The organism is Macrococcus sp. 19Msa1099 (genome assembly GCA_019357535.2).
Taxonomy (GTDB): Bacteria; Bacillota; Bacilli; order Staphylococcales; family Staphylococcaceae; genus Macrococcoides; species Macrococcoides psychrotolerans.
In genome coordinates this window covers 1,919,670-1,933,030 of sequence record CP079955.1, presented here as the reverse complement: position 1 = coordinate 1,933,030, position 13,361 = coordinate 1,919,670, and the positions used below count along the sequence as shown (strand labels likewise).

Sequence of the window (13,361 nt, the reverse complement as noted above, 5' to 3'; positions counted from 1 at the left end):
ACAATTTTTTATTGTTCAGGTAAAGGAGAGACATCTACTAGTCGCACAGTATCATGACTCACAAACTGGAGTTCGTCGAGATAAATTGTAATATAACGTAATAATCGAAGTAAAGTTTGTTCGTCATTATTTGTTTCCATGATACGATTATAGTTGAGCGCACTACAACGCAATCGCATAAAAGAAGGGGCCTCCTGGTACTGTAAATTTCTATATATAGTACAGCTCCATTTATTATTAAAACGATCGAAGATTTCATAGGCTTTTAATGCTTCTATCGTAGGCACCTCCTTCTATTTTATTAGAATATAACATGTAAAATGAAAAAATAATACATTAATATAAAAATATGATGTTGCACAATATATTTGCGTGATAAATGTCACAGATCAGAAGTTGAGAAGATTGTGATATTATAAAGCTAATAAAGGGGGATGCTTATGAAATTAATAAAGTATCAATGGCCATTAATAATATTATTACTTACAGCATGCAGTCAAGATGACAATCAAATAAGTAAGACAGTGAAAAAAAGTACGACAAATGCACAGGAAAGTGTACCTGTTAAGCAGATTTATAAAGTAGCATATAAGGATCTTGCTGAGTCAACAATGAAGCAATTGATGAGGAAAATGCCGGAAGCATATAATATACGTAAATATCAATTAATTCAGCCTTATATTAAAGCGGGTTCAGAAGCGGATAAGTATATTAAAAATAAACTGAAGACAGGTATGTTTGATAATTATCAGATTCGATCATATAACATTGAATCTATAGAAGAAGATAATAAGCATCACGTCCATGTAAAGGTATCAAGAATAATGAAATCTAATGGAACAAATAATATTGAAAGTAAAGTGGTCACTGTATATGATCTCTCTTATAATAAAAAACATAAAAGAATGGAGGTTTACGACTTTAATGATTATAGTGTGACGCCTGTAGTAAAACAGCGCACACAGCAAGTTGCAAATATTGATGGCGCAATAGAAAAAGTCAGAACAGAACATATGGCACGTTTAATAAAAGAGAATCCAGATAAACAGGTCGTCTTAATTGCTGGAAATGATGAAGAAGATGCAGGTGGCAGTTATTTCAAAGTGAAAGCAATAGATAAACATAATAATTTTTTAATCCAGACGTTTAAAATATATAAACATAATGGATTGCTAGTCGGAGAATAACAAGCGTGACACGAGTGTTTGCTCGTGTCACGTTTATTTATTGTATAAAATAAAGCAAAGCGATGAAATGACATAAAGCACCTAGGATTATAAAGAAATGCCAGATCATATGGAAGTAGTGACGGTTTTTCTGTGCATAGAACCATGCACCTATCGTATACATTAACCCACCGGCGATGATGAGCAGTATAAAAGTCAAACTTGCTTTACTGATTAACGATGGAAACAGTACGACACCAAGCCAGCCCATTCCTAAGTACATGGCAAGGCTAATTTTTGGATTCACATGTTTTGCTGTTGCCTTATAGACGATACCAACAATAGTAATAACCCACTGGGTGATCATAATTGTGATGCCGAGCTTCCCTCCAACCAGATTTAATGCGACAGGTGTATATGTGCCGGCGATAGCGATATAGATCATCGCATGATCTATGATTCTCATCACTAATTTATGAACAGACTTCGGTGGCATTAAGTGATAGATAGATGATGAGATAAACATTAGGAATATGCTGATTAAAAACACACTGATACCGAAAGAAAAAAGGCTACCGTGCTGTACATATGACTGTACCGCAAAATAAGGAAGAGTAAATAAGATGAGTAGGGCAGGCACACCATGAGATACAGAGTTACCAATTTCTTCTCCGAATTTTAGTTCTTTTATGTCATGGAAATTATATTTTGGTGCAGTAGGCTTCATACAATTCATCCTTTTTCTTAAATGATGAGACAATTATATCATGGTTAACGAATAGATACGAAAATTAGCCAGAAAATGATAAGATAATGAACCTCATATATAATATTTCAAAATTGTTACAAGTTTTATTGATATGATAGTAAAACAATAAAATTTAATCAGAATATTGTATTATTAATACTTATCGTAACAAGGAAATGTAAAGATTGTTATTGAGATACTTAAAAAATGTCGAAATGTTATAATGGCTTTATTTTAATAAATCGATCTAATTATTGATATATCAACGTTTTTCAAAGCTAAATGTTTTAATAGGTATATGTGCTAAAATAGTTCGTTTTTGGAGAAAACTTTAAAATTGAAAGGAAACTGTAATATTATGCATATATATTTTGTGTAATAATATAAATATCTTATTTTTTAACAATTATTATACGGAGGACTTGTATGAAGAAGAAATTAACTTTCGCTGCTATAACAGCTACAGCCGCCGCATCAGCTTATTCTTACCAAGCAGACGCAGCGGAACACAGAGTCAAAGCTGGGGAATCACTATGGTCTATTGCCAATCAATATAACACATCAGTTGCTCAACTTAAGACACTGAACAACTTGTCTTCAAATTTGATTTTTCCGAATCAATCATTACAAGTATCAAGATCTGTAAGCAATACAAGACCAACTACTGTACAAACAGTGAATCGTCCTGCAGTACAGAGTGGTGGGAAGATACATACTGTAGTATCTGGAGATAGCTTATCTTTGATAGCGTATCGTTACAATACATCTGTAAATGAACTTATGCGTCTGAATAATTTAACAGGATACTTAATTTTTCCTGGTCAAAGACTTAAAGTATCGGGAACTACAACGACAACGGCAGTATCCACAACAAGGCCAATTGCAGTGACAAGTAATGCAACATCCCATGTTGTGAAGCCTGGTGAGTATTTATCTTTAATTGCTAATCGTTATGGCATCACCGTTGCACAACTTAAATCATTGAATGGTCTGACATCAGATTTAATATTTCCGAATCAGAGATTAGTTGTTAAAGGTAATGGAGTACAAAGCACACCTACTGTGCGTCCGGTAGCATCACATGCGCCTGTTTCAACTACAGTTACCAATTTCGTTACACCGGTATTTGCACATTCTAATTTATATGATAACGGACAATGTACATGGTACGTGTTTAATAAACGAGCATCCATGGGAAAAGGAATTTCTACTTATTGGTGGCATGCACGTAATTGGGCAAATGGTGCGATTAAAGACGGTTATACTGTAAATAAAACGCCGGCCTATGGTGCGATTGCACAAACGTCTGATGGATATTATGGACATGTTGCTTTTGTTGAAAGAGTAAACGCAGATGGCACGATTCTTGTTTCAGAGATGAACTATGCAACGGGTGTAGGGGTGATTGGTTACCGTACGCTTAATCAATGGCAAGTATCAAGATATGTATTTATACATTAAAAAAGAGATAGCGTCTGCTATCTCTTATTTTATTCTGCTTAGGAAATACTGTGAAGTGCTTGATACTTATCGATGAGTTGTTTTTCGATTCGTGCGAGTTCGATATGTAACGATTTGATTTCATGGCGTAATAGAAATTCATCGTTACGTGCATCTGCCTCATCATACTGATCATTACCGAGTTGGCGTTTCAGTTCTTTTATTTTGTTTGTTCGTGCAATGCTCGCTGCATAACTAGTTGGTGTAATGCTGTTCCATTTTGTGAGTTCCTGCTTTAATGCTCTATAATCTTCTAAATTTCTCATGATTAACGCTCCCTTTTTATTGTATTGAAGATAAAAAAACAACGCCTCCTATAAGAAGCGTTGTAAGGTTCTTATAGTCGGATTACTCCGCAGGAATTAGCACCGTGTTCTTGCGAACCGGTTGCTGAGATATCATTGGGCCTGTCCCTCAATCTCTCTTTATAAGAATGCGTTATTTAATTATTTTCTATTCCATTATAACATATTTTCTTATGATGTGAAGGCGGACTTTATTCCTTTGATTAATCCATCTATCGCTGCATCTAGTATGCGATGCAGTGATTCTCTAATCTTCAGCATAATATCTGTCTCTTGCTGTCTTTCTTCTTTAGTAGAATTAAAACCTTCTCCGTCAACGTTCACATATCCTTTAAGAGACCATATTTTTAAACTTTCAGCTTTGGCCTTTCGTTCTGCCGCCAGCATTCGATTTAAATAATCTTTCTGTTGATACACATAGCCGACTCGAGCGTATCCTTGTCTGACCAGCTGTTCATTAATCATTGTATTACCACAGTAAAGATAGACTAACTCTCTCCCGTATCGATCTTTCTTCCCTTTTGTGTCGTATTGGACACTAAGATCGCAAGTCTTTACAAGTGATTCTGTATAACGTGCCGCTTCAAGAGCATATGGCTGAACGGGTGTATTTGGTTTTTTTGACTCAGGCGTATCAATGAGTAATAGACGGACTGTCTTTTTGCGGTTATTAATTTTCAATGAAACTGTGTCTCCATCAATAGCACGATCGAAGGTCGCCGGTACCTTTGGCATATCACTTTGAAAGGATGAAAAGTTTAATGTGAGGAACAATAATAATAAATTCAATTTAAAACCTCGTTTTTAGCAATATCCTTTAATTATAAACAAACATACGTTCGTAATCAATAGGTATAATGAATTCGTGCTTTAGATATCATCACATGTTAGATATAATAGACTCAACTAGAAAGTGGAGGCGATGTGATGAAGGTTAAAGGAGTGTTTTTGTGTCTATTGGTCGCACTGATTGCCACATACTTGGGTTATATTTTCCCGTTAGTTGGTAGTATGATCTTCAGTATTATTATTGGTATAATCATAGGCAATTTAATAAATACAGCACCTTATGAAGAAGGTATTAAGTATAGTGGTAAGAAGTTACTTCAATACGGCATTATTCTGATGGGATTTACGCTTAGTTTTAAAGCAGCATTGAGTCTAGGTGCATCATCCTTTCCACTCATCATCACGAGCATCGCTGCCGCTTTAAGTGTGGGTGTTTTAGTGGGCAAGTTATTTGGTGTTAATCAGCGTTTAAGTACTTTAATTGGCGTAGGCACAGCAATTTGTGGGGGATCAGCAATTGCAGCAGTAAGTCCAATAATTAAAGCGAAAGATGAAGAGATTGCATTTTCTATTGCTACAATTTTCCTATTTAACATTATTGCAGTATTTGTCTTTCCGACAGTCGGTCACTGGTTACAATTTAGTGATACAGGCTTTGGATATTTTGCCGGTACAGCGATAAACGATACGAGTAGTGTAGTTGCAGCAGGTTATGCATTTAGTGAGGATGCTGGAGATACAGCAACGGTCGTCAAACTTGTACGTGCACTTATGATAGTACCGATTTGTTTAATATTCGCATTATTGCAGGCAGGTCAATCCTCTGTAAATTTAAAAAAGGTCTTCCCTTGGTTTATATTGTATTTTTTCATAGCGAGTATCGTTGCAAGTATTATTCCGATACCAGAATATATCACATCATATATTAAGACTTTATCTACATTCTTAATGAGTACAGCTTTAGGTGGAATAGGTATGACGGTAGATATAGGCAAGTTTTTCAAAGTTGGTATCAAACCGCTAGCGTTAGGTGCAATCACATGGATGGTTGTAATCGTAATGAGTTTAGTCATGCAGCAAGTATTACATATATGGTAGGTGAGTATAATGAAAAAGAAACTGTCATTTTCAGTGTTACTTGCGTTTCTTGCAGTATTATTTAAGAAGGATAATGTAAAATAAAAAGAATTATAAGTGGATTTAGGAGGAATTTGTGTGAATTATTTTTGGTTGAATTGTGGTTATAATAGATTTAATCATTTTGAGGATTTGATGAACCAAGTCTCAGTTTTTGATTCGACAGTGCATTTTAATCCGAATGAGGGATACCAGGCATTTAAACGTGCAAACCCTGGAGATCGCGTCATCTTTTACCTTGTACAAAATAAAATTGGTTTACTTGGGGCTGGAGAAGTACTTAAAGTCGAAGAGCCAAGACGTGGACAAATTAAAATTCATTTTAAATATGATACAAAGCTTGCACCTTTTACGAAAGACTATTTAATTCGAGATGAAAATTTAAAAGAGACGATACAAAGCATGAAAGAGCAGTTGCTGAATCCGATCTCAGAAGCGGACTATAACAAAATTATTAATGTCGGCCAGTATAAAGAAAAAATTAACCGTTACTTCTTAATGAAAGAAGAAATACCATTTGAATCAGGTATGGAGTATACCATTTATGTCAGCAACGTTAACGGTGTACATCGTTTAGGCTATAAACATTATGGAGAGATGCAACCAGAAGATAAGGTCATTATCTATAAAACGAAGCCGGAACGTGGGATATATGGTATTGCAGAAGTCGTTAAAGGAAAGCATGGGAATAAACCTGTACCCGGGAGGACAGATGCAACTGCAATTATCATTAAATATATCGAAGATGTGACACCTCGAACAATTTATGAATTAGATCGTGAACTGATGTTGCGTGCACAATATTTCTTAGACGAAAAATGGAATGAATCTGTGACAGAGATTACTAAAAATCAATATCAAGCCATGTTAGAACCTTCTGAAACGAAAGCGACGCCTACAGCACCTTCCATAAATGAAGTGATAGAAACAGCACAATACAGCGCGCGAAAAGCAGCAATGGATAAGAAGTTCTTTGAAGCAAAGCGATTATCAGATACAACAAAAAACATTGCATTAGAACAACATGACGTAACAGTGCAGCAAAAGCTCTTTCATATCTTCAGTCTGCCACAGCATGTAAACGGGATGAAAACAGTTGTTAAATTTATGAAATTAGATGCGCATGCAGTTAAATTATTTATTGCGGATGCAACTTGGAAACAAGCAAACCTTTACGGGGAATATATTAAGTCAGGTCAACACTATACATATAATCGCGGAATCATCACTGAAGCACTTGCCACTGAAGTGCCAGATACAATTATCATAGAGCATATTGACCATGTGACGACTGAGCAACTTAAACCATTAGTTTATGCATCACAAGGAACGACAGTATCGCTGCCTGTGCTAGAAGAACAACAGCGTGCGACAATTGGACCAGTTGGAAGCGGCGCAACCTTTGAAGTACCAAAAAATTTTAGGGTTATAGGAATTACAACCTCTGATGTGACAGAATTTAAAGCTGCATTTCCAGAGTATATTACCGCAGCAATGAAATTCTATAAATATTAAAAAATTCTTAATTAATATTTTTTATGATATTACATAATGATATTTATATTGATTTAATGTGATGGAAAGTTGTGATTAACTCGATATCTTCTACATATACATCTTAGTTAGAGTCAATACTCAATTTACTACACTTTACTATTGCTGAGTTCAGCCGCTAAAAATATAAAATCTCCAGAAGTCGCTAACGAACGTTCGAATCAACCCTGAGATATAAAATATTTAAAAGCACTAAAACATAGGATGCGAAACTCCTGATTTTTAGTGCTTTTAAATTTAAGTAGAGAAGTAATGAATACGATGATAAATAAATCAAACGAGAATAAGTGACATGATAATAGCGATACCACTGAATATTACTTTACCCCCCTTTTTAGTTTTCCATTCTTTATACATTTGGTTATATTTTGTAATATAATTGTAATTTGAATTTTCTGATAAAATAGGTATACTTATTATAGCATGAAAAATAGGAGGCCGTTTATGGATGTTTTAATGCAATTAGACATGTATAATAATTTATTCCTCCAAATGTTCGTGGGCCCTGATAATGCAATTGCTGCCTCATTTATTACTATGATTGGCATGGCTATTACAATTGTTGTAGACAAACTTAAGTCAGATGAAAAATAACAAATATTTTGATAATCTTCCTATTAAAAAGATGTTTTATAGGAAGATTTATTTTTTTGGAGTGATTTGAAAAATTATTATAGATTTTTCTTCTTTATTACTTTAAAATGTAACAAGAAAGCGTTTTCACAAAGGGGAGAATGACGGATGGGGAAAGAAAAGAAAGCATTTGAAAGAAAAGATATTAATGTTTTTTGGGCATTAGTGCCTTTACTTGTTATGATTGTCTGTATGCTACTTTGGGTTGTAAAACTTAAGCAAGCACCACATATTCCATTGATGATCGGCACTGCTGTCGCAGCAATCGTAGCACATAGACATGGTTTTACTTGGGAACAAATTGAAGAAATGATGTATAGAGGGATTAAGATGGCGCTACCGGCAATTGTCATCATCATCCTTGTTGGTTTAGTCATTGGAGCATGGATTGGTGGGGGTATCGTTGCAACAATGATCTATTATGGTTTGAAGATGATTTCTCCTTCAATGTTCCTTGTAACAATTTGTATTATTTGTAGCATTGTTGCACTTGCAATTGGTTCTAGCTGGTCTACAATGGCGACAGTAGGTGTTGCAGGTATGGGAATCGGTTTGAGTATGGATATTCCAGCGGGTATGATTGCGGGTGCAGTTATTTCAGGAAGCTACTTTGGAGATAAGATGAGTCCGTTATCAGACACGACGAATTTAGCTTCAGGTTTAACGGGTACAGATTTATTTGATCATATTAAGCATATGTTTTTCACAACAATACCGGGTATTATTATTGCATTGATTGCATACTTTTTTATTGGTCGTCAGTTTAGTGGTGATCATTTAGATACGACAAAAATTGATTCAATCACGAAAGCAATGGAAGTGCAGTTTACATTATCACCATGGTTATTGTTAGTGCCTGTGGCTGTCATTGTACTTGTGGCGCTTAAAGTCCCGGCAGTCCCAGCACTTGTCGTCGGTATAATATTAGGGGCAGGGTGTCAATTCTTTATTCAAGGAGATAGTTTACAAATCATCGCGAAGACGTTACAGGAAGGTTATGTGATGAAGTCGGATAATGCACTTGTAATGGAGTTATTCAACAAAGGTGGTCTGGAATCTATGTTCTTTACGATTTCGATGACGATTGTTGCCATGACGTTTGGTGGAATTCTAGAGTTCAGTGGCATGTTACAAGCATTGATTTCAAAGATTTTACTTGTGGCGAAATCTACGGGTAGTTTGATTGCAGCAACATTGTTAAGCTGCTTTACAGTGAATGCAACATGTTCAGAACAATATATTAGTATCGTAGTACCAAGTCGTATGTACTTAAAGGCGTTTATTGATAAAGGTTTACACCCGAAAAACTTATCACGTTGTTTAGAAGATAGTGGTACACTAACAAGTGTATTCGTACCGTGGAATACATGTGGTGTATTCATTTTAGCAACACTAGGTGTACATGTATTTGACTATGCACCATATGCAATTCTAAATTTTGTAGTACCAATCATTTCACTTGTTTATGGTTATACTGGGTTCAAGATTGTTAAGATCAATAAAGAAGAACAGCAGGGATTTTTACGACAACAAGTACAATCTGCAGAACTGTAAAAAACTGGATGCACATTGAAGTGCACCCAGTTTTTTAGTTAATCGTATCGGTATATTGATGGAAAGCTTTTCTGTATTTATCAAGAAGGATAAATAGGGTTTCACCGTCCTCTTTTGTGAAAGTATTTCCTATACTATCATAAATACATTGTTGATGCTCCACCATGACTAGTTTGACGATTTCACAGCCACTATCTGTAATTTTCACACATACTTTACGTTCATCATCTTTACGACGTTCTTTAACGACGAACCCTAAGTCCCTAAGTTTCTTAGTCTTTATGCTTGCAGAATCCATCTTATATTGAATGTCATCTTGTATGTCTGTCACTGAGCTATTACTATCTTTATATACTTTGTATAGAATAAGAAATTCAGCAAATGTGATTCCGAATCGTTTTAAAAGTATAGCATTTAAAACATGCTCGACTTGGCTTGCTGTCTTGAATATTGACTGTTCTAATTTTATCATTTTAACTCCCTCTTTTTTGACGTATATTAAAATTATGACTGATTGAGACGATAGAACGAAATAATTACGGTCAATGTATAATATTTTGCATGATATCTATGTAATATGCAAGTAAAATTTTTCTTAAAAGGAGAATGTAATGAAAATTAAATTCGCTAATAATACTAATATTCAAGCTATACTAGATGTTCAAAAAGCTGCTATACAGGAAATTGGCAATAAAGATATGCTCGTAACTTTATCTGAAGAAGAGATTGCTCAAAACGTGAATGATGGTGTGTTATGTGTTTGTCAGATTGACGAAAGGATTGTAGCATTTCGTTCAATGCATATACCAGTAGACGATTACCTAGGAAAATATATAGCACTTGATCCATCTGATAGAGATAGGCTCATCTACTCTGATATTACAGTTGTACATCCAAACTATCGTGGAAGAGGGTTACAGAAAAAATTAGGAGAATGGCTGTTTCAGGAGATCGATGACAAATATACGATAATAATGGCTACAGTACACCCAGACAATATCGCGAGCATCAAAGATAAGTTTCACCATGGTATGAAGATTGTAGCGCTAGATAACGTATATGATGATAAAATTCGCTATATCTTTGCGTTATTCCGTGATAGAGATTGCATATATGAAGAAGAAGTTGCTGTGAAAATGACTGATGATATGGAAATCAGACGCTTACTGAGTGAGGGATATAAAGGTATAAATTTAAGAGGGAATTTACTTATTTTTACTAAATAAATTTTGTGTAATCAAAATTTTATTAGTATACTTTTAAGTGCATAAGAAAAGGAACAAGTCATACTTAAGCCTTATGAATATTGGCTTGTATTGTTGTATTATTAAGTAAAAGAGGTGGATTTATGGGAAAGAGAAGAAAGAGAAGACTGGGATGTCTTTCAATATTTTTAATCGTATTTGTACTCATGTTATTAGTAGCTGCATGGTTTGTAGGTGGATCATATTTTAAGGTGAAACAAACGGCAGAGCATATTCAGCACAAAATAGAAGGTAGGGACAAGTCAGAACTGCGTGGTGACAAAGTTGACATCGGTAATAAAGATGCAATCAGTGTTGCATTATTCGGGGTTGATTCAAATCAGCAAAGACTTGCAACTGGCGATGCTGGACGTAGTGACTCGATTATTCTGATGAGCATCAATCCAAAGACGAACAAATCACAAATGGTAAGTATCCCTCGTGATACATACAGTGAAATGGTAGGTAAAGGAACGAACGAGAAAATCGCACATGCATACGCATACGGTGGGGCAAAGATGGCGGTAGCATCTGTAGAGAAATTTATGAATGTTCCTATCGATTATTATGCGACGATTAATATGGATGGTATGCATGAAATGGTAGATAAAGTCGGTGGTATCGATGTTGTCAGCAATTCTACTTTCAGTTATGGTGGATTCAATTTTGTAAAAGGACAAGAAATTCATCTAGATGGTGATGGAGCTATGGCATTTATTAGAAGTCGTAAACAAGAAGGTGCGGGAGGCGATTTCGGTCGCCAGGAAAGACAGCAGCTTGTGATTCAGGCATTAGCAACAAAAGTATTAAGCGTAGATTCTGTAACGAAATTAGATTCTTTATTGAAAAGTATCGAAGGAAATGTTGTAACTGATTTATCATTTGATGATTTAAAAGGATTAGCTACTGGTTATAATGGCGCAGTTCGCAATGTGAAGAAAGTTCAGCTTCAAGGAGACGGTGAGATATTAGAAGATGGGCTTTGGTATTTCCTGCCTAATGAGACATTGAAAGCAGATGTACGTGAACAATATATGAAGAATCTAGGATTATAAAACACTTGGATGTTACAATAAGTATAAGAAAATATGATTCGGAGGGAATACTATGAAATATAATACAATATTAATCCCGTTAGATGGTTCTAAGGTCAGTGAGTATGCGTTTGAGAAAGGGATTGGGGTAGCTGTAAGGAATGATGCAAAACTTGTACTTACACATATTGTTGATATTAGAACTTATGCTAACGTTGATGCCAAAGGTGGATCACTTGCTGAGAACGCTGATATCTATGCACAAGAATTGCTAGAAGGGTACAAAGCAATTGCGTTAGACCGAGGTGTAAAGGATGTTGAAATCGTTATAGCGCATGGCGCAGCTAAAAATATTATTCCGAAACAAATTGTAGTAGGTTACAAGGTTGATTTAATAATGTGCGGATCAAGTGGCTACAATGCATTTGAGCGTTTCGTTATGGGAAGTGTGTCTGAAGCGATCGTTAGATATGCAAAGTGTGACGTACTTGTGGTCAGAACAGAACAGGTACCTGAAGACTATGAACTAAACGATTATACAAGGAATTTTAGAGAAAAGTTAATATAAAAAAAAGTGCTGAGACACCTTGTCTCAGCACTTTTTATTTTTTAGTCTTCTCCATTAAGCTTAACTAAGATCTTAACTTGAGATTTATCATTTGTTAATTTTTCGAAACCGTGTTCTACGATATCATCAAGCTCAATTTCCCCGGTAATAGTACTCTCTGTATCAATTTGACCACTACCCATTAAATCGATTGTTTGTTGGTAAGATGCTCTTGAATAAGCGATTGTTGAAGTGATTTTCACACCAGCATTAGTCAATTGTAATGGTGGCCAGTTAATGTCACCAGCAAAAATAGAAACGATTACCATTGTGCCACGAGGACGTGTAGCATCGATCGCTTGTACAAATGTAGGTGTTACCCCGGCTACTTCAAATGAACGGTCTACTCCACCTGGTACGATTTCTTTGATTGCTTCTACCGCGTTTACCTCGCCTGAGTTAATGACATGCGTTGCGCCGCATTCTTTTGCTTTTTCTAAACGTTCTTTAGAAAGATCTAGTACAATAATTTTACTTGCACCAGCCGCACGAGCTGCAAGGGTCGTATAGATACCAATAGGACCCGCGCCAAAGATTGCCACAGTGTCTCCGAACTCTAAGCCACTTTCTTTAACAGCTTGAACGCCTACCGCTAAAGGCTCGATAGTTGCTGCTACACGTAAAGATAATGAATCTGGTAAGTGGTAAAGATTAGTTTCTGGTACATTAACTAAGTCAGTAAAACCACCATCTGTATGTAGGCCGAGGAAACTGAAGCCATCATAGACATCTAGTTCATCTGTATTTTTACCATATGTCACAGTTGGGTTTACTGAAACACGATCGCCAACTTTGAAGTCTTTAACCTCTTTACCAACTTCAACGACTGTACCTGAAAACTCATGTCCCATGATTAGAGGTGCTTTACCCCCAGTAAGATCATCCTCTTTGTCTACGGGAACGAATACTGGTCCTTCTTGATACTCATGTAAGTCACTACCGCAAATTCCAGCATATCCGACCTTAACGCGTACCTCATTATCACGCATTTCACGGATTTCTCTGTCTTCAACTCGAATGTCTTTTTTACCATGCCATACTGCTGCTTTCATGTAATGATCCCTCCAAATATTTATTTACAATATTAGTA

Annotated in this window: 15 protein-coding genes and 1 riboswitch; of the genes, 9 read left to right on the top strand and 6 right to left on the bottom strand. The window is 35.7% G+C overall.

Features of this window, described 5'->3' with window-relative positions:
- Positions 1-8: 8 nt before the first annotated feature.
- A complete protein-coding gene (locus KYI10_10330) occupies positions 9-287 on the bottom strand; it encodes a hypothetical protein (GenBank protein ID QYA32716.1) in 279 nt (92 codons plus the stop codon).
- Positions 288-440: 153 nt separating this feature from the next.
- Here KYI10_10330 and KYI10_10325 point away from each other — a divergent pair, with 153 nt between their 5' ends.
- Positions 441-1,187 carry a hypothetical protein gene (locus KYI10_10325; protein ID QYA32715.1) on the top strand — a complete coding sequence of 249 codons (747 nt, stop codon included), beginning with the start codon at positions 441-443 and terminating at the stop codon, positions 1,185-1,187.
- Between the two features lie 37 nt (positions 1,188-1,224).
- On the opposite strand, the gene KYI10_10320 is transcribed toward KYI10_10325, so the two are convergent.
- Positions 1,225-1,893, bottom strand: coding sequence for a hemolysin III family protein (locus KYI10_10320; protein ID QYA32714.1), 669 nt, complete (start codon positions 1,891-1,893; stop codon positions 1,225-1,227).
- Positions 1,894-2,340: 447 nt separating this feature from the next.
- Here KYI10_10320 and KYI10_10315 point away from each other — a divergent pair, with 447 nt between their 5' ends.
- Positions 2,341-3,375 (top strand): LysM peptidoglycan-binding domain-containing protein, encoded by a 1,035-nt coding sequence (locus KYI10_10315; GenBank protein QYA32713.1) that lies wholly within the window; start codon positions 2,341-2,343, stop codon positions 3,373-3,375.
- Between the two features lie 38 nt (positions 3,376-3,413).
- On the opposite strand, the gene KYI10_10310 is transcribed toward KYI10_10315, so the two are convergent.
- Complete coding sequence (locus tag KYI10_10310) at positions 3,414-3,680, bottom strand: hypothetical protein (GenBank protein QYA32712.1); 267 nt, start codon at positions 3,678-3,680, stop codon at positions 3,414-3,416.
- A gap of 68 nt (positions 3,681-3,748) precedes the next feature.
- Positions 3,749-3,848, bottom strand: a riboswitch (SAM riboswitch).
- Positions 3,849-3,890: 42 nt separating this feature from the next.
- Positions 3,891-4,508 carry a thermonuclease family protein gene (locus KYI10_10305; protein ID QYA32711.1) on the bottom strand — a complete coding sequence of 206 codons (618 nt, stop codon included), beginning with the start codon at positions 4,506-4,508 and terminating at the stop codon, positions 3,891-3,893.
- Between the two features lie 138 nt (positions 4,509-4,646).
- Between KYI10_10305 and KYI10_10300 the strand changes: the two genes are divergently transcribed.
- The 4 genes from KYI10_10300 to nhaC all read left to right on the top strand — a co-directional run bounded on the left by KYI10_10300 (position 4,647) and on the right by nhaC (position 9,386).
- On the top strand, positions 4,647-5,606 hold the full coding sequence (locus tag KYI10_10300; GenBank protein ID QYA32710.2) for a YeiH family protein: 960 nt from the start codon (positions 4,647-4,649) through the stop codon (positions 5,604-5,606).
- A 117-nt stretch (positions 5,607-5,723) separates the two neighbouring features.
- Positions 5,724-7,160: an EVE domain-containing protein gene (locus KYI10_10295; protein QYA32709.1), complete on the top strand. Its 1,437-nt coding sequence runs from the start codon at positions 5,724-5,726 to the stop codon at positions 7,158-7,160.
- Positions 7,161-7,643: 483 nt separating this feature from the next.
- Entirely contained in the window at positions 7,644-7,793 is a 150-nt protein-coding gene (locus KYI10_10290; GenBank protein ID QYA32708.1) for a hypothetical protein, read from the top strand.
- A 147-nt stretch (positions 7,794-7,940) separates the two neighbouring features.
- Positions 7,941-9,386: a Na+/H+ antiporter NhaC gene (gene nhaC, locus KYI10_10285; GenBank protein ID QYA32707.1), complete on the top strand. Its 1,446-nt coding sequence runs from the start codon at positions 7,941-7,943 to the stop codon at positions 9,384-9,386.
- Between the two features lie 34 nt (positions 9,387-9,420).
- On the opposite strand, the gene KYI10_10280 is transcribed toward nhaC, so the two are convergent.
- Positions 9,421-9,858, bottom strand: coding sequence for a MarR family winged helix-turn-helix transcriptional regulator (locus tag KYI10_10280; GenBank protein QYA32706.1), 438 nt, complete (start codon positions 9,856-9,858; stop codon positions 9,421-9,423).
- Between the two features lie 139 nt (positions 9,859-9,997).
- Between KYI10_10280 and KYI10_10275 the strand changes: the two genes are divergently transcribed.
- The 3 genes from KYI10_10275 (at position 9,998) to KYI10_10265 (ending at position 12,232) form a co-directional block, all read left to right on the top strand.
- Positions 9,998-10,612, top strand: coding sequence for a GNAT family N-acetyltransferase (locus tag KYI10_10275; protein ID QYA32705.1), 615 nt, complete (start codon positions 9,998-10,000; stop codon positions 10,610-10,612).
- A gap of 122 nt (positions 10,613-10,734) precedes the next feature.
- Positions 10,735-11,685, top strand: coding sequence for an LCP family protein (locus tag KYI10_10270; protein ID QYA32704.1), 951 nt, complete (start codon positions 10,735-10,737; stop codon positions 11,683-11,685).
- Positions 11,686-11,737: 52 nt separating this feature from the next.
- Positions 11,738-12,232, top strand: a complete 495-nt coding sequence (locus tag KYI10_10265) for a universal stress protein (GenBank protein ID QYA32703.1) — start codon at positions 11,738-11,740, stop codon at positions 12,230-12,232.
- 41 nt (positions 12,233-12,273) lie between these two features.
- On the opposite strand, the gene KYI10_10260 is transcribed toward KYI10_10265, so the two are convergent.
- On the bottom strand, positions 12,274-13,323 hold the full coding sequence (locus KYI10_10260; GenBank protein ID QYA32702.1) for a 2,3-butanediol dehydrogenase: 1,050 nt from the start codon (positions 13,321-13,323) through the stop codon (positions 12,274-12,276).
- Between the last annotated feature and the right edge of the window lie 38 nt (positions 13,324-13,361).